Below are 17,200 nucleotides of genomic sequence, written 5' to 3'. Positions count from 1 at the left end.
ATTAATAACCCTCCTGATAATCTTCTACTTTGCCTGAAAAGATGCGGTATCCCCACAGGGTGTAGAGGCAAATAATTGGAATAAAAATACACACCCCAGGCAAGACAAACACTAAGGTTGTTTTAGGTGAGACGGCTTGCCACAAGGTCAGTTGTTGCGGAATCATGTACGGGAAAATACTGATAACTAAGCCTGCTAAACCAAGCAAGAAGAGCAAGATGCCACACCAGAAAGGGCGGGACTCATGGCGATGACTGTGAAGGTCTTTCCATGAGATCACCCCAGCAACAAGGCAGAGCAAAGGCAAAGGTGCAAGATAAACAAAGTTCATACCCGAGAACCAGCGCTGATAAATATAAGGCTGGGTAAGAACAGTCCAGACACTGACAACAATCATGGCAATCAGTACGGTGACCAATAGCGTTTTGGCAATGTTGGCCGCATGGGCTTGGATGTCGTGGCGGCTTTTCATAAATAAGTAACAGGCCGCTAACATGGCGTAGCCTGCCATGACCGCAAAGCCGGTGAAGACCGTAAAGGGCGTGATCCAATGCAGACTGGAAAAGGAGCTGGAGTCTGCTGGAATGCCCTGTACCACGGTGCCTAATACAAGCCCTTGGCAGAAAGCGGCAATCGCAGAACCTGCGCTAAAGGAAAGATCCCAATAGGCACGAGAACGATCGGATTTGAAGCGATATTCAAAAGCGACCCCCCGGAAAATCAAAGCAAACAACATCAGCATCAAGGGGATGTACAAGGTTGACAGCAATGTACCATACACTGCTGGAAAGACGCCGTATAACAGCGCACCACCCATCACCATCCAGGTTTCGTTGCCATCCCAGACATGTGAGATGGACTGCATTAGATGATCTCTCTCCCCTGGCTTATCGAACCAGGGGTATAAGATGCCAATACCTAAATCAAAGCCATCTAGAGAGACATACATGAAGATAGCAAAGCCTAGAACCAAGAAATAAAATAAGGGTAAATCCATCATTTCTCTCCTTCCGGATGATGATCTTCATGTTTAAGGTTTTTTACCCAAGCAAGGGCGTAACCTGGCGCATTCATACCAATAAGTTGCTTTTCAAGCGTGGCCATTTTGGGTGGCCCTTTGCGGATGAGTTTGCGCATGAAGTACAAGTAAACAAGCCCCAATAAACTGTAGATAATAACAAAGGCGATCAAGGTAAAAAGGACACGCTGCGCGGGCAATGGAGACACCACATCGACGGTACGAACCAGGTTATAAACCACCCAGGGCTGACGTCCCACTTCGGCAACATACCAACCAGCAATGGTAGAAACGACCCCCATTGGCGTGAAAAACACCACGGCACGTAAAAACCATTTGTTTTCATACAATCTGCCTTTGCGACGCAATACCAAAGCCGCTAAGGCAATTACTACCATACCGATGCCCAAACCAACCATGACGCGGAACGACCAGAATACCAAGGGAGCGTATGGTCGGTCTTCTTTAGGGAAGGCTTTAAGACCGGTGACGGCGCCGTCAAAAGAGTGCGTTAGAATGAGACTGCCCAAATGCGGGATGCCGACTTGGTAATCATTTTGTTCGGTTTTCATATTAGGGATGGCAAAGAGTAGTAACGGAACGTTGCTCTCTTTTGCTTCCCAAATCCCCTCTATAGCGGCGAGCTTGGCAGGCTGATGTTCTTTGACTTCAAGCCCTGATTGGTCGCCCACTTCTACTTGAACCAGTGTCAACACCAGCAACATCCACATGGTCATGGATAGTCCTTTTTTGGCGAAGTTCGTGTGTTGCTTTTTCAATAAGTAAAAAGCACTCACACCAGCAACCAATAAACAGGCGGTGATAAACGAAGCCAACAACATGTGGGTAACGCGATAAGGGAAGGATGGATTGAAAATAACATCCATCCAGCTATCTACATGAAACACGCCATTGACGATTTTATAGCCTGCTGGGGTTTGCATCCAGGAGTTGGCGGCCATGATCCAAGTAGAGGATATCCAGGTACCAATTGCCACAACAAGGGTCGAGATGAAATGTACTTTTGGTCCAACCCGTTGCCAGCCAAACAGCATGACACCTAAGAAACCGGCTTCAAGGAAGAAGGCCGTCAGTACTTCGTATACCAAGAGTGGACCAAGCACCGGCCCCGCTATCTCAGAGAATTTGGAAAAGTTGGTACCAAATTCGTAAGACATAACAATGCCGCCAACCACGCCCATACCAAAGGTAATGGCGAAAGGCTTAATCCAAAACTTGGCAAGTTGCAAATAGCGAGGGTCGTGGGTTTTAAGCCATAACCCTTCCCAGATCGCAATCAAGGTCGCTAACCCTATGGTGATGCTGGGGAATATAATATGGAAGCTAACGGTAAAGGCGAATTGCACTCGCGATAGCATCTCAGTGTTTAGATGTTCCATATATTGACCTAATAAAGCAGTGAACAGGAGGATAAGCCCCTTAAAACCTTGGCTTATCCGTTAGGATGAGAACGGTGAATTAAGACTTTTTATTAGACAATTCTTTGATCGCAAGCGGCGCAATTGCCAAGCAAATGATGATGGAAAAAGCGATGATTTCGGTCATAAAAGAAGCATTATTCATGGCGGTTATCCTATTATTTAAAGAAGTATTGAGATAAATCAATTATTTGTTCTGCATATAGCAAAGCCCATGCCAGTCTGTGAATTGTCTTTAACCTTATGAAATATAAGAAGAAAAATTTTATGCTTGATATAGGTGTAAACAATGTTTACGATTTTTGTTCTGTTTAGGTGTAAACGAGGTTTACAATGACATTTTCTTTGATGCTCGAAATTGCCATGCTGTTATGCAGCGTCTGCGGCCTCTTGGTCGGAGCATGGTTATTATGGCGGGCTCGAAAGCAATACGATCTGCAAGCCCTAGCCGGATTTGCCATTATGATGGCCATTTGGTGCTTTGGTCATGTCGCTATGTTGCAGGGCTATGACGTGCTGGGGGTGAGTATCATCCTCGCCAACCCCTTTATGCCGACTTTCTTTTTGCATTTTGCTATTCGTTTTGTGAACTCGGGACCAGCACAAACCCCTTGGTTAACGCGCTTGTCGCAGTCTATTCCGTGGTTTTATGTGGCGAGTGTTGTCGTGGTGCTATGGAGCTGGTGGATACAAGGCGGTGCGTCGACCAAAACCTTGCAAGTGGATTCATTCTTCATTTTTACCCGTAGTGGCATTGGAAACTTGGTGTACACCGTGTTATTGGGGGTATTGGCCCATGGTGTCTTGTTATATGGCTGGTATCGACATAAAGGCAATAAGCGCCGCTCGATTTTGGCCATGTTTGGCGTTGGGGCCTGGGGACTATTACTTGCAACCAGTTTTGTTTTTCCCTCATTTGGTATTGGCTGGTTTCCTTATCCCATGCTCTTGCTACCGACCTATTTGCTCTTGCTAGTCTACGCTGTGGTGCGCTATCAAATTTTAGCCGTGAATGCCTTCGCTAACCGCGCCTTGCTCTGGGTCGCGATGATGTTGGTCATTTTATGCTTGATTGCCGTCATCAGTGTGGTGTCTGGACGCCTTGGATTGCAAGCGTTAGCCAATGTACCCAGTTGGCAACTTTGGCTCTATTCCTTGGTGGTGGTGCTACTTGCCACACTGCTTTACCAACCGCTGAGTCGTCTGATCTCCCGTTTGATTTACCCTGGTGCGGCGCTTAATGAAACCGTCCTAGAAACCTGGTCTACCCAACTCAACCAGGCTCAAGATTGGCAAGAGCTAGTGAAAATTGGTGAACACTTACTCTCACGACAGATAAGACACCGTGTGTTGATTCGTTTAAACATTCCTTCTCTTCTTGAGCTTAATGCACACACGGAAGGAGGGCTTTCTTTGGCTGTCTCTCGAGGAGAGAACGGTTGGCACTATAGCCTTGTTGGATGGGGCGATACCAGTCCAGGAATGCGCTTGAGCGCCGAGGTGTTTGGTTCTTTATTTTCGACCAGTTGTGGCTTATTGGAGCGCTCACTGGCTCTGGCCGAAGCCGAGCGAAAACGTTCAGACGAGAAGCATTTAGTGGAGCTTGGGGGCTTGTCGGCAGCCATGGCCCATGAGTTGCGTAATCCCCTCAATATTATTGCCATGGCGGCTTACGATACGTCCTCCGACATTCGTCAACATATCCAGACACAGTTAAAACGTGCAGACCGTTTGGTCAGTGATATGTTGGTGTATTCAGGCGGGCTGTCACTGCAACCCGTTTCGATATCAATAGGAAATTTGATCCAAGATATGTTGGCGCAAACCGAGTTGGGAGGGATCCAATGGGATATGGAGATTGAAGAGAACCTAGTGCTAGAAGCCGATCCCCAGCGGTTACAACAAGTGTTCAACAATTTAATTGATAATGCGGTGTCTTTTTTGCGCAACCAACCGGATCCGCGCTTGCTGATTACAGCGAAAACAGTGAACGCGCAGTTTGTACAGGTACGAGTACATAATAATGGGCCTAGGATAGATGCCGCGTTGCAAACGTCCTTGTTTCAGCCATTTGTGACGAAACGAGCAGGGGGTAGTGGGCTGGGACTCGCCATTGTGCGACGGATAATTGATGCGCATCATGGTGAGATTCAACACAGAAACGATCTCGGCTGGCCAGTGACATTTGAACTCAGCCTTCCCTGTTCCCAATCTAATAAACAATCAGTATCAACAATGGATGAAATCTATGGCAACCAATAAAATACTTTTAGTGGATGATGAACCAGCTTTTCGTGAATTAGCGGGTCGTTGGTTGACCAGGCAAGATTATGAGGTTCAAGGTGCGGGGACGTTGGATGAAGCCCGTGCGGTGCTGGCCTCGTTTGATGCCGATTTAGTGCTGTTGGATCTTTCCATGCCGCCACACTTTGATCCGCAACTTACTTTGGAGTCCATGGCGGATTTTGAGGGGCGCCCAGTGATTATCATTACTGGCAATGCGGATCGCGAGCTGGCTTTGAAAGCGGTGTCCCTTGGCGCATGGGATTTTATCGCTAAGCCAATTGACCCTGATATGTTAGCCGTTGTGGTACGTCGAGCCATTACGAAAACCACATTGGAACGTGAAATTAGCCAGCTTAAACAGTCTACTCAGCAGCCGACGGGGGCCGCCAGTTATTTAGGTCTCTCCCCAAACGCGCAGAAAGTTCGAGCGTTGATTGAACGTATTGCACCGACCAATGTAAGAGTCTTGGTGACAGGGCCTTCTGGTACTGGCAAAGAAGTGATTTCCCGTGCTCTGCATGATGCTAGCCTGCGAGCCAATCATGCTTTTATTTCAGTGCATTGTGGGGCGATCCCAGCTGAATTATTAGAAAGTGAATTATTCGGCTACGTGAAAGGGGCTTTTACCGGCGCGGAGAAAGACAAGGTGGGATTATTAGCGCTGGCGGATAAGGGCACTTTGTTCTTAGATGAAATTGGTGAAATGCCGCTGCCTATGCAAGTGAAACTGTTACGAGTCTTGCAAGAAGGGACGTTCTTCCCCGTCGGTGGTCGTGAACAAAAACACATTGATGTGCGAGTGATCTCGGCAACCAATGCGGATTTGGTCGAAAAAGTTCGTGATGGCTCCTTTCGAGAGGATTTGTATTATCGAATTAAGGGCGTGAATATCGAAACACAGGCATTGGCGGAACGGCTGGAAGATGTGCCCATCCTGTTACAAGCTTTTTTACAACGCTTACAGTCTCAGCAGTCAAAGGCGTTACAACTCACAACCGAGGCAATGCAATGGTTTCGTCGTCAACAATGGCCCGGCAATGTACGAGAGCTAAAAAACACATTAGACAGCGTGGTATCCATCTGCCCACAAGGTCGCATTACCTTAGAAGATATTCAACTACTCTATCCCGAAACGTCAGCACAGAAAAACGTGGAGCAATTAGCGACCGCCAATAGTCTATTGCCGGACGACAAAACCTTAGAAGAGCAGGTTCGTGAGCTGGAAATTCGTTTAATACGTCAAGCGCTAGACGCGAGTGATGACAATCGCAGCCAAGCGGCTCGTCAGCTAGGATTATCACGGCAAGGGTTGCTGAAAAAAATCGAACGCTATGGCTTGTAGTGTATTTATATCACTGTGCTTGTTGTGTCAGTAGATCACTTAAATAGGTTAAAAAGTAGCGCATAATGATAGAGAGTTTGCGCCGTGACATTACTTGTACCTGTAAACTCCTCTGCATTAGTGAGGGAGCATGTATGGGGCGAATAACAAGGTTATCTTGTTTGGCTCGACGAGCCACTGTGAGCTCGCCACATAAGGCAATGGCGTCGCTACTTTCTGATACAAAGGTATAAATTGTTCCGACTGTGCTACTGGTCAGAACAGGGGCAATGTGAATGCCTTCAACGTGACAGGCTATATCCAATAAGTAGCTTAAGGTTGTGCCGGGCTCTGAAGATGCCAAAGGATATTCGGTTAAATCTTTGATGTTAAGAAAGGCTTTTTCAGCCAAAGGATGGTTGTTAGATAATAATGCCACCACGGGGGAAGGGCATTGTAATGTGACTTCTACCCCCTGCTCTGGTTGTAAACTGAAGGTTAGGGCGGCATCCACTTTCCCCTCTTTGACCAGTTGCGTGGCTTTACTGGAACCGACGACTTGGATCGAAAAACGAGCGCTTGGGTAGGCATGGCGAAACTGGGCAACCACATGGGGTAAAAAATCCCATGCCATGCCTTCAGGGCATGCCAGCGCAATGGACTGCTGTTGAATATTATTAATGCCTTTCATTTCTGCCAAGACATTTTTAAATTCCAAGGCATTACGAAGCGAGTAAGTATAGAGAATGTCGCCTGCTGTGGTGAGTGACATACCTCTGGCTTTGCGTTCAAAAAGCGGCAGTTGTAGCTTTTCTTCTAACTGGGTTATTTGGCGACTAATGGCCGAAACGGCCACATGCAGTTCTTCTGATGCGGCCGAAAGAGAGCCTGCTTTAGCGACGGCATGAAAGTACTTGAGTGATATATCGTGCATCAGCTTTCTACTTTATCGAAGCCTCGGTTATATAATTAATAATTGTTGTAAAGCTTCTCCCATCTTAAGCTAAATGTCGTATTTAAAGCGATATTTTGGGAGAAAAAATGAGTGATGTTTCCAGTCAAGGCCGACAATTGGCATTGCAACTCGCTGCGCAGACGCTAGAAGAGGGGCTTTTTATCGACACGTTAACACGCCGTGTTCGTTTTCCTACTGAAAGCCAAAACCCTGAGGCCAGTAGTCATTTGCATCTCTACCTTATTGAGGAGATTCAACCCACTTTAGAGGCGTTGGGCTTTGACTGTGAGATTTACCCGAATCCTATCGAATCTTTCCCGCCTTTATTGATTGCTAAGCGTATCGAAGACGATGCGTTACCAACACTGTTAACTTACGGGCACGGAGACGTCACGAATGGGCAGGCGGAATTGTGGCAAGCGGGTACGCATCCGTGGACATTGTCGCAGATTGGTGAGCAAATCTTTGGTCGTGGCACGGCAGACAATAAAGGCCAGCATACCATTAATCTTATGGCGCTAGCGTCTGTTCTTGAGGCACGCCAAGGTAAACTGGGTTACAACATCAAAGTGCTGTTCGAAATGAGCGAAGAAATTGGCTCAAAAGGATTGGAGCATTTTTGCCGGGAGCACAAAGACTCACTGCAAGCCGATGTGTTTTTGGCATCCGATGGCCCCCGTCTTAATGCCCGCACACCAACGATATTTTTAGGTTCTCGTGGTGTTTGTCAGTTTCGGTTGCGTTGTGAAACGGGCAATGGTGATCGTCATTCTGGAAACTGGGGCGGTGTTATTACTAACCCTGCCATACGTTTACAGCATGCGTTAGCCAGCTTAACAACCGCTGATGGTCGAGTCGCCGCTACCTGTTTACGGGCGCCTTTGCCTGATGGTGTTGCCGCAGAGATGATGCGCGAGTTAACCATTGGTGGCAGTGCGAATGATCCCGTTTTGAATGATCAATGGGGGGAGGCTCAATTAAGCGACGGCGAGCGTTTATTTGGTTGCAATACACTTGAAGTGATTGCGTTGGGGGCGGGTGACATTAACAAGCCTATTGGTGTTATTCCAAATGTCGCCGAAGCCGTGTGTCATTTACGTATTGTCCCCGGAACCGATTGGCAAAACTTGGTGGCTAATTTGACTGCTTTTCTTGAAGAGCAGGGCTTAGGGGATGTGAAAGTCCTTTATGAAGGTGGCTACAATGCAACACGGTTGGACCCCGCACACCCTTGGGTCGGATTTGTGAAAACATCGATGGAGACATCGTTGGGGCAAACGGTCACTGTATTACCCAACTTGGGCGGCACGATTCCCAATCACTGCTTTGCCGATGTATTAGAATTGCCGACGGTTTGGATGCCTCATTCCTATCCTTCTTGTAAGCAGCATGCGCCAGACGAACATCTTCTGGAGAGTATTGTAAAACAAGGGCTGTTATCAGCCGCTGGGGTGTTTTGGGATCTTGGTGAGCACTGGCCTAATTAGAGATAACAAATATCAATATCTGCACCATCCTAAAATAGGCGACCTCACTATGACGTCGCCTATTTTATGGCGCCTTATGATGGGATTAGCGTATTGTAAAGTACTTACGGATTGCCATAAGCGACATCAAGCTAATAAAACTGGTGAAGAGCAAGTAATAACTGGGGGCTAGCTCATCTCCAGTTGCGCTGATCGTCCAGACCAATAGAAAGGGCGTAAAGCTGCCAAATATCGTGGTGCTGATGTTATAGCTAAGCGACATACCCGTCGCGCGAACTCGAGTAGGGAAAAGCTCTGACATCAAGGCAGGCAAGCCGCCAAAATACATGGACTTTAAAATACTCAACCAGAATAAAACACTTGCGAGCATAATCAATGTTGGGTGATGGGACAGTAAGAAAAACACAGGACAAACACTAATAAAAAAGAGTAAGCCTGCTGTTATCATTAAGCGAGTACGGCCAATACGGTCTGATAAAATCCCCACAAAAGGGGTGAGTACCATAAGTACGGTATAACTGATTAGCGTGCCACCATAGCCAATAGAATTGCTTAGACCAAGGTATTTTGTCGTATAAGTCGGCATGAAAATGATGGAGTAAGTCACGGATGTAGACAGAACCATGGCTCCAATGTTGAGTAATATGCCAAGCTTGTTGGAGGCAAACAGTTCGACGAGAGGGATTTTCTCTTCTTTGCTTTGTGAAAACTCTCCAGCCTCTTCAATATGTCGGCGAATATACAAGCCAATTGGGCCGATTAAAAGGCCAAAGATAAAAGGAACACGCCACCCCCAGCCTTCAAGTTGATCTGTGGTCAATGTGGTGGTTAATAGCAACCCAAATCCTGCACCTAACAACCCACTCAACCCTTGGCTCGCAAACATAAAGCTCGAAATAAAGCCTTTGCGTTCAGGATAATGTTCTACCAACATCGCCGTTGCACTACCAAACTCACCGCCAGCGGAAAAACCTTGTAGTAAACGAGCGACTAATATACCGATTGGTGCAAGCAGGCCAATGGTTTGATACGTCGGCATCACCGCGATCAAAAATGTGCCTGCCATCATCAACCAAATGGTGAGTAGCATTGCGGATTTACGACCAACTTTATCGGCATAGTTACCAATGACAATGGCACCAAGAGGGCGAATTAAATACGACATGGCAAAGGCAAACAAGGCCAACATCAGTGATAGGGTGGCATTGTCTGTGGGGAAGAAGAGCTTAGAAATGGTACGTGCAAAAAAAGCATAAGCGATAAGATCAAACCATTCCAACGCATTGCCAATGGAAGAGGCAACAACCAACTTGACGAGTTTCTTATCAGAGATTGCTCTATTCGAGAGAGGGGTATCAACGTCCACATGCGTATTCATCATGGATATGGCTCCGCAGTATTTTTATAATCAATTTAGCTAAGCCTTGATAGTAGGGAGTCATCAAGGGTTGCACAATTATTCATTTATTAAGATATCTTTGCTTTTTTTAGAAATGAGTTGTGGCTATATTTGGGGCGTTTTGCCTGCAGAGGGGGCTGAAGTCTTCGAGTATGACAGTAGTTACTCTTTGTTCCGTTCCACGTTAATGGTTCGTTTATTTAAGATGGTGCCCCGTTCTATCTTATAAGATGCTGTATTTTATCTTATTTTCTTCAATTTACGTGACGAATGAGCATTTATTTGCTATTAACATATGGTTCTGAGTAACGTTTTGTATCAAACCGTTAAAATAATTCATCTCTGATGACGTTTCACCAATGGTTGATTGCTTTGCTTAATAGGTTTAAGGGATATAGGTATCTAAGGATAGTGTATGAGTTGGCAAGTTCTTTCTGTTAGAAGTCGAATGTTTATCGCGTTATCTGTATTGTTGGTCGCCATCGGGGCCTTGTTATTAGGGCTTTGGGCCAGTTCCTCAGTGGAGTCAGATCTTAAACAACTGAAAGAAGAGTTGTTGCCCAATCGACTGCACAGTCTCTCTTCTCGTATAAGCGAACAAATTTCCCCGCTGATTAATGCCTCTAAGTTAATGACCAATGACCAGTTTATTGCCAACTGGGTAAAAAAAGGGGCAAACGAATCAAGATTACCTTTAGTGGCGGATGAGCTAGGCAACATTAAGCAGTTATCCGGCAGTGACTCGACATTTTATGTGGTCAATATGAAAAGTGGTTTGGAATATTTAGGTTACGATAAAAAATTTTTCCGCACGCCTCTAGCTGATTACCCTTACAAAGCGTTCTATCCTAATTTTTTAGCGAAAAATAAAGACTACGAGCTCAGTCTGCAGTATGAGAATCAAAAGTTATATATTAACTACCGCAGTCGTGAGATGAATCCCTCAACGGGCAAACCTCTTGTCGTGGCAGGATTAGCGATTAAAGTCGATAAGCTGATTGATATGGTCAAACAACTGACCATAGGGAAAAGCGGCCGAGCCATGCTGGTGACGGATCAAGGTGTTATTCAGGCTAAAGGGGAGTCCCCCGCGATCAACTTGATCAAACAAGCCGATATTGCCTCCCTGTTACAGGACAAAAGCCAAGTCCAAATAACCGAGAAAACCATTTCGGGAAAAGATTACTATCTAGGCTCGTTGTGGGTGCCTATGCTGGATCGTTTTGTCGTTATTGAGGTACCTTCTGAGCAAATATTATCCCCCATCTATCAACAACTTATCACGAAGTTGTTGTTGGTTATTGGGCTCATTGCCCTTTCCTTAGTAGTGTTATACTTTGTGGTGGAATCTTTAACTAAGCCGATTGTACTGATAAGCAAAGAAATTCGTGCCGTGTCGGAAAGCTTGAATCTAAACCATAAAGTGCTTACCAAAGACCGAGCAGAAGTTGGAGAGCTAGCCAACGCTGTTAATTTTTTACTTAACACTCTTAAGAGCTCGTTGACGACGGTAAACCATGCTGTTGAGGCAACGGATGATTCCGTTGAGGGGCTAAATAAACAGGTGGATGAGCTGTCTTTGGCGTCTGAAGAGGAGCAGAAGTCCGTTGAGCAAATCTACACAGCGACGCAAAATATTACGGAACAAAGTGCCGGGGTATCGGAATTGGCGGCCAAAGCGGGCGAGCTATCTCATCAGGGTAATAAAGAACTAAAACAAGCCAATCGTGAAGTAGAGCACAGTTTTGAATATCTACAGACACTCAAAACGGATATGACTCAAAGCCAAAGCAGTTTGAATGAGCTAAATGTGCATATCGAGAAAATTTTATCCGTTTTGGAGGTTATTTCCTCGATCTCTGAGCAGACAAACTTATTGGCATTGAACGCCGCCATAGAAGCGGCTCGCGCTGGTGAGCATGGTCGTGGCTTTGCCGTTGTTTCCGATGAAGTGCGTTTGTTATCTCAACGTACCAGTCAGTCCACCACAGAAATTCAAGAAATTATTACGCAATTACGCAGCGCCTCTTCCCTTGTGACAAATCAGATTGATACCGCCTGCGAACACAGTGAAGAAACCCTATCGAGCCAACAAAAAGTCTATGAAACGGTGTCGTCATTGGATCACTGTTTGCAGCAGTTGTTTGATATGAATGAACAAGTGCTAGAACGAGCGGACAATCAAAGCGTGGCGGTGCAAGACATTAATAATCACCTGTCTATGCTAGCCGAGCAGAGCCAGCATACGACAGCTTTATTCAACCAGAGCCGAATCGCAACGGAATCCATTGGGAATGAAATGACACAATTAAAAGCCAAAGTGAGTTTGTTTAAAGGCATTTAAAGGGCTTTTCTGTTTCTTCTTTTAGAGCTAACGCTCGCAGTGATGGTGCCGTCTTCTACTCGGATGGCAATTTTATCATCTTTGCTAACGTCTGCCACGGAGCGTATGACTTGCTTGTCTTTGCTGGCGATGGCGTAACCTCGAGATAAAGTGTTTAGCGGGCTGACAAGGTTGAGCTTTTCCACAAGCCGTCCAAAGGCGGTTTGTTTGTTGGTCAATGTGCTTTGTAAGGCGCGAGCAAGGCGTGTATCCATATTTTGGAGAGTCTGTTTGTTTTGCTCAATACGACGTGCTGGGCTGTTTTTTGCCAGACGATGAGTCAAATTGTCTGAACGTGTTTGGTTATCCTGAATCTGACGTTGCATGCTTTGTTGTAATCGACGTTTTAGCTGATCGAGTTGGTTTTGTTGCTGGTCGATGCGCTCTTTGGGGTGTCGAATACGCCTGGTCAGAAAGTCGAGCTGTTGCTGGTTTTGCTCCAGTATGCGTGACATGCGTCGCGTTAGTTGGCTTTCTTGTTGCTCTATTTGGCGGATCATTTGCATGCGGTCTGGGCTTAATAGCTCTGCAGCGGCAGTAGGGGTGGCTGCGCGCATGTCAGCGACAAAGTCGGCGATGGTAAAGTCGACTTCATGGCCCACCGCTGAAACAATTGGCGTATTGGCGGCAAAAATCGCCCGGGCCAGTGTTTCATCATTAAAGCTCCATAGGTCCTCTAACGAGCCACCACCACGCCCCAGAATAATGGCATCGAAGTAACCACTTTCGTCAGCGCGCCGAAGTTGCTTAAGCACATTGCGGGCTGCGTCTTGCCCTTGTACCAAAGAGGGTAGAACCGTGAGTTCGGTTAAGGGAAAACGGCGACGAAACGTGGTCACCATATCGCGCACGGCTGCTCCAACAGGGGAGGTGATGATCGCCACACGTTCAGGTTTGGTCGGCAGTGGTTTTTTGTGCTTGAGATCAAATAAACCTTCTATTTGTAGCGTATTCTTTAAACGCTCAAAGGCTTGTTGTAGGGCACCTTCGCCGGCGGATTCCATGCTTTCCACGGCAAGTTGGCAGTCACCTCGAGGCCCATAAAAAGTGACTCGAGCACGCAGTCGTACCATGTCGCCATCTTTGGGTTGGAAACGTACCGCATTGTTTTTGCCTTTGAACATGGCGCAGCGGATCTGAGCTCGGTCGTCTTTTAATGAAAAATACCAGTGTCCAGAACTCGGCTTGGCTAGATTGGAGATTTCGCCTTCCACTAAAATCCATGGCAAGCTGGCCTCAAGCAGCTGCTGTATTTGGCGGTTGAGTTGTGAGACGGTAAAGGCGGTCTCTTGTGTCGGGCTGGTTGTAAATTTTTTCATCAATCTCTCGTTGTTTTGATTTACCGAGTGCGACTATTGGAGTAGAATTACTTGCCATCTTAACACCCTAGTTGGCATTGGAAACTCCCCATTATGTTACGAATCGTGCAAGAAGCTTTAACGTTTGACGACGTATTGCTTGTCCCCGGCTATTCCGAAGTTCTTCCTAAGGATGTTAGCCTCAAAACGAAAATCACAAAAGACATTGAGCTGAATATTCCGCTAACGTCTTCTGCGATGGATACCGTCACTGAACACCGCATGGCAATCGCTTTGGCACAAGAAGGTGGCATTGGTATTGTCCACAAAAACTTGACCATTGAAGAGCAAGCTCGTGAAGTTCGCCGCGTCAAAAAATACGAGAGCGGCATTGTCCGAGACTTGGTGACGATTCACCCTGAAGCCACCGTCCATGAATTAATGGAATTGACTGCAGCAAACAGCATTTCAAGTGTTCCTGTTGTTCAAGGTACCGATTTAGTGGGTATTGTGACCAGCCGTGATGTGCGCTTTGTGAAAGATTACGACAAAACCGTCGCTGACATCATGACACCAAAAGAGCGCCTTGTGACGGCCTTAGAAGGCGCATCAGCAGGTTCTATTCGCAAGTTGCTTCATGAAAATCGCATTGAAAAAGTGCTTATAGTGAATGAAGAGTTTGAGCTGCGTGGCATGGTTACCGTTACCGACTTTAACAAAGCCACGACGTTCCCGAGTGCTTGTAAAGATGATCAAGGCCGCTTACGAGTCGGCGCAGCTGTGGGTACAGGTGCCGACACACCTGAGCGCGTCAAAGCCTTGGCGGATGCAGGTGTTGACATCATTGTTGTGGATACAGCTCATGGCCACTCAAAAGGTGTGATTGATCGCGTTCGTTGGGTAAAAGAGAGTTTCCCACACATTCAGGTTATCGGTGGTAACATTGCCACTGCAGAAGCGGCGGTTGCCTTAGCTGACGCGGGTGCAGACGGCGTAAAAGTGGGTATCGGCCCTGGTTCTATCTGTACCACTCGTATTGTCGCTGGTGTGGGGGTTCCTCAAATCAGTGCTGTGGCGAATGTGGCAGAAGTGATGAATCCACGCGGTATTCCTGTGATCGCCGATGGTGGTATTCGTTTTTCTGGTGATATCTCAAAAGCCATTGCCGCAGGTGCCAGTGTGATCATGGTTGGTGGCTTGCTTGCTGGTACAGATGAAGCCCCTGGTGAAGTGGTTCTGTTCCAAGGCCGTTCTTTTAAAGCTTATCGTGGTATGGGCTCTTTAGGCGCCATGTCACAAACTCAAGGCTCTAGTGACCGTTATTTCCAAGACTCCAGTAGTGTGGAAAAATTGGTGCCAGAAGGTATTGAAGGTCGTGTACCATCAAAAGGCCCAATGGCTGCGGTAATCCATCAATTGATGGGTGGGGTTCGTTCTTCAATGGGCTACACTGGTTCTGCTGATATTGAGACCATGCGTACCAAAACGCAGTTCTCAAAAATCACCGGAGCGGGTATGCGTGAGAGTCACGTCCATGATGTGACCATCACCAAAGAAGCGCCGAACTATCACCTCGGCTAGACCTGCAAAATTGATACCGAGATGGGGCGTATAAGACGCCCCTTCTTTATTTATTGCTCTTAATTATTAATCTCTCTTACTTGCAGAAGTTGATCTTGGCTGGTGAGGGGAAAGGACAGGCTAACAATGTCGCAAGATATCCACGCTCATAAAATTCTTATTATTGATTTCGGTTCGCAGTACACACAACTGATCGCGCGTCGTGTGCGTGAAATTGGCGTTTACTGTGAAGTTCGTGCTTTTGATATGGAAGACCAAGAAGTTATCGACTTTGCTCCTAAGGGCATTATCCTAGCGGGTGGACCTGAATCCGTTCCTGAGCCCGGTTCACCACGTGCTCCAGAAGCCGTTTTCACAATGGGGGTGCCTGTTTTCGGTATTTGTTACGGCATGCAAACCATGGCAGAGCAATTGGGCGGTCAAGTTCAAGGCTCTGAGATTCGTGAATTTGGCTATGCGCAAATTCGTAAACATCAAGGTCCTTCTCTATTCGAAGGCATTGAAGATCATATTGCGAATAATGGTCTTGCCATGCTTGATGTGTGGATGAGTCACGGTGATAAAGTCATTGAAATGCCAAGCGATTTCACCTTGATGGCCTCCACCGAAAGTTGCCCCATTGCTGCAATGGCGAACGAAGCGAAGAAATTTTATGGTGTGCAATTTCACCCAGAAGTAACTCATACGTTACAGGGTGGTCGTATTTTGTCACGCTTTGTCGTGGATATTTGTGGTTGTGACACTCTATGGACGCCTGCCAACATCGCTCAAGATGCGATTGAACGCATGCAAGAACAAGTGGGTGATCGTAAAGTATTGCTTGCCTTATCGGGTGGTGTGGACTCGTCTGTTGTTGCCGCTTTGTTGCACAAGGCCATTGGCGATCAACTGACCTGTGTGTTTGTGGATAATGGTCTTCTTCGTTTAAATGAAGGCGATCAGGTGATGAAAATGTTTGCCGACAACATGGGCGTAAAAGTTATCCGTGTTGATGCCGAAGACCTGTTCCTTGGTAAATTAGCGGATGAAGCGGATCCTGAGAAAAAACGTAAGATCATTGGTAATACCTTCATTGAAATCTTTGACACCGAAGCGGCGAAATTGACCGATGTCGACTTCCTCGCGCAAGGCACCATCTACCCAGATGTGATTGAGTCTGCTGCTTCTAAAACCGGTGGCGCACATGTGATCAAATCGCACCACAACGTGGGCGGCCTACCCGAAGACATGAAGTTCCAATTGGTTGAGCCACTGCGTGAATTGTTTAAAGACGAAGTGCGTAAGTTGGGTCTAGAGCTCGGTCTTCCTTATGACATGGTTTACCGTCACCCATTCCCAGGGCCAGGTCTTGGGGTACGTATCTTGGGTGAAGTGAAAAAAGAATACGCCGACATCCTTCGTCGTGCCGATGCCATCTTTATTGAAGAACTGCGTAAATCCGGTTGGTACGAAAAAACCAGCCAAGCCTTCGCCGTTTTCCTACCAGTGAAATCCGTTGGCGTAGTAGGTGATGGCCGTCGTTACGAATACGTTGTCGCACTGCGTGCTGTAGAAACCATCGACTTTATGACCGCGCGCTGGGCACACCTTCCTTACGAATTATTGGAAAAAGTCTCTGGTCGCATCATCAACGAAATCGAACACATCTCCCGTGTGACCTACGATGTATCCTCTAAGCCACCTGCGACCATTGAGTGGGAATAATTCAGCGTTAGGTAACACCTTGCACTGAACAGCAATAAACACTCTCAAGCCCGCTTTCTAGCGGGCTTTTTGTTGTCTAACGGCCAGATATCTGGCATTGACTAGATAGTTTTAAATCCGAAAATCGAAGCTCGACATCCTATTCTAGGTGCTTTTAAGCGTTACGCAGTTGCCATATTTAAACGAGGGACTGGTTTGTCATTGATTGGAAGATGAATCAATGCGGAGATAAACGCTAGCGCAACCGCAGTCCACCAAATAGGGGCGTATGATCCGTAATAATCGTAGACGACACCACCGGCCCATGCACCCAAAAAGCTGCCTAGTTG

General features: G+C 46.7%; 11 protein-coding genes. 6 read left to right on the top strand and 5 right to left on the bottom strand.

Annotated features, from left to right (window positions below):
* Nucleotide 1 precedes the first annotated feature (1 nt).
* Together cydB and AC0VYG_RS22280 are read right to left on the bottom strand one after the other, a co-directional pair.
* A complete protein-coding gene (cydB, locus tag AC0VYG_RS22285; RefSeq protein WP_475430059.1) occupies nucleotides 2-1,000 on the bottom strand; it encodes a cytochrome d ubiquinol oxidase subunit II in 999 nt (332 codons plus the stop codon).
* Nucleotides 997-2,418, bottom strand: coding sequence for a cytochrome ubiquinol oxidase subunit I (locus AC0VYG_RS22280; protein WP_475430058.1), 1,422 nt, complete (start codon nucleotides 2,416-2,418; stop codon nucleotides 997-999). Before AC0VYG_RS22280 ends, cydB begins: the two co-directional genes overlap by 4 nt.
* 372 nt (nucleotides 2,419-2,790) lie before the next feature.
* Between AC0VYG_RS22280 and AC0VYG_RS22275 the strand changes: the two genes are divergently transcribed.
* Nucleotides 2,791-4,719, top strand: a complete 1,929-nt coding sequence (locus AC0VYG_RS22275) for an ATP-binding protein (RefSeq protein ID WP_475430057.1) — start codon at nucleotides 2,791-2,793, stop codon at nucleotides 4,717-4,719.
* Nucleotides 4,706-6,085 carry a sigma-54-dependent transcriptional regulator gene (locus AC0VYG_RS22270; RefSeq protein ID WP_475430056.1) on the top strand — a complete coding sequence of 460 codons (1,380 nt, stop codon included), beginning with the start codon at nucleotides 4,706-4,708 and terminating at the stop codon, nucleotides 6,083-6,085. Before AC0VYG_RS22275 ends, AC0VYG_RS22270 begins: the two co-directional genes overlap by 14 nt.
* Before the next feature lie 10 nt (nucleotides 6,086-6,095).
* On the opposite strand, the gene AC0VYG_RS22265 is transcribed toward AC0VYG_RS22270, so the two are convergent.
* A complete protein-coding gene (locus tag AC0VYG_RS22265) occupies nucleotides 6,096-6,998 on the bottom strand; it encodes a LysR family transcriptional regulator (RefSeq protein ID WP_475430055.1) in 903 nt (300 codons plus the stop codon).
* A gap of 107 nt (nucleotides 6,999-7,105) precedes the next feature.
* Here AC0VYG_RS22265 and AC0VYG_RS22260 point away from each other — a divergent pair, with 107 nt between their 5' ends.
* Nucleotides 7,106-8,506 (top strand): M20 family metallopeptidase, encoded by a 1,401-nt coding sequence (locus AC0VYG_RS22260; RefSeq protein WP_475430054.1) that lies wholly within the window; start codon nucleotides 7,106-7,108, stop codon nucleotides 8,504-8,506.
* An 85-nt stretch (nucleotides 8,507-8,591) separates the two neighbouring features.
* Here the strand turns inward: AC0VYG_RS22260 and AC0VYG_RS22255 are convergent, their stop codons facing one another.
* Complete coding sequence (locus AC0VYG_RS22255; protein ID WP_475430053.1) at nucleotides 8,592-9,887, bottom strand: MFS transporter; 1,296 nt, start codon at nucleotides 9,885-9,887, stop codon at nucleotides 8,592-8,594.
* 433 nt (nucleotides 9,888-10,320) lie between these two features.
* Between AC0VYG_RS22255 and AC0VYG_RS22250 the strand changes: the two genes are divergently transcribed.
* Entirely contained in the window at nucleotides 10,321-12,249 is a 1,929-nt protein-coding gene (locus AC0VYG_RS22250) for a methyl-accepting chemotaxis protein (RefSeq protein WP_475430052.1), read from the top strand.
* Here the strand turns inward: AC0VYG_RS22250 and xseA are convergent.
* Nucleotides 12,246-13,607: an exodeoxyribonuclease VII large subunit gene (gene xseA, locus AC0VYG_RS22245; RefSeq protein ID WP_475430051.1), complete on the bottom strand. Its 1,362-nt coding sequence runs from the start codon at nucleotides 13,605-13,607 to the stop codon at nucleotides 12,246-12,248. The two genes, AC0VYG_RS22250 and xseA, sit on opposite strands and share 4 nt — an antisense overlap.
* Before the next feature lie 93 nt (nucleotides 13,608-13,700).
* Here xseA and guaB point away from each other — a divergent pair, with 93 nt between their 5' ends.
* A complete protein-coding gene (gene guaB / locus AC0VYG_RS22240; protein ID WP_475430050.1) occupies nucleotides 13,701-15,167 on the top strand; it encodes an IMP dehydrogenase in 1,467 nt (488 codons plus the stop codon).
* A 126-nt stretch (nucleotides 15,168-15,293) separates the two neighbouring features.
* Entirely contained in the window at nucleotides 15,294-16,871 is a 1,578-nt protein-coding gene (gene guaA, locus AC0VYG_RS22235) for a glutamine-hydrolyzing GMP synthase (RefSeq protein ID WP_475430049.1), read from the top strand.
* Nucleotides 16,872-17,200: the final 329 nt, after the last annotated feature.

The organism is Marinomonas sp. 63XJN7_7_ISO-PGPR-S23-202 (assembly GCF_056173505.1).
The sequence above is the reverse complement of the archived record's forward strand: the minus strand, read 5'-3'. Positions and strand labels throughout refer to the sequence as shown.

Coding starts and splice junctions, on each gene's coding strand:
- cydB (WP_475430059.1), bottom strand. CDS start 1,000: ATGATGGATTTACCCTTATTTTATTTCTTGGTTCTAGGCTTTGCTATC.
- AC0VYG_RS22280 (WP_475430058.1), bottom strand. CDS start 2,418: ATGGAACATCTAAACACTGAGATGCTATCGCGAGTGCAATTCGCCTTT.
- AC0VYG_RS22275 (WP_475430057.1), top strand. CDS start 2,791: ATGACATTTTCTTTGATGCTCGAAATTGCCATGCTGTTATGCAGCGTC.
- AC0VYG_RS22270 (WP_475430056.1), top strand. CDS start 4,706: ATGGCAACCAATAAAATACTTTTAGTGGATGATGAACCAGCTTTTCGT.
- AC0VYG_RS22265 (WP_475430055.1), bottom strand. CDS start 6,998: ATGCACGATATATCACTCAAGTACTTTCATGCCGTCGCTAAAGCAGGC.
- AC0VYG_RS22260 (WP_475430054.1), top strand. CDS start 7,106: ATGAGTGATGTTTCCAGTCAAGGCCGACAATTGGCATTGCAACTCGCT.
- AC0VYG_RS22255 (WP_475430053.1), bottom strand. CDS start 9,887: ATGATGAATACGCATGTGGACGTTGATACCCCTCTCTCGAATAGAGCA.
- AC0VYG_RS22250 (WP_475430052.1), top strand. CDS start 10,321: ATGAGTTGGCAAGTTCTTTCTGTTAGAAGTCGAATGTTTATCGCGTTA.
- xseA (WP_475430051.1), bottom strand. CDS start 13,607: ATGAAAAAATTTACAACCAGCCCGACACAAGAGACCGCCTTTACCGTC.
- guaB (WP_475430050.1), top strand. CDS start 13,701: ATGTTACGAATCGTGCAAGAAGCTTTAACGTTTGACGACGTATTGCTT.
- guaA (WP_475430049.1), top strand. CDS start 15,294: ATGTCGCAAGATATCCACGCTCATAAAATTCTTATTATTGATTTCGGT.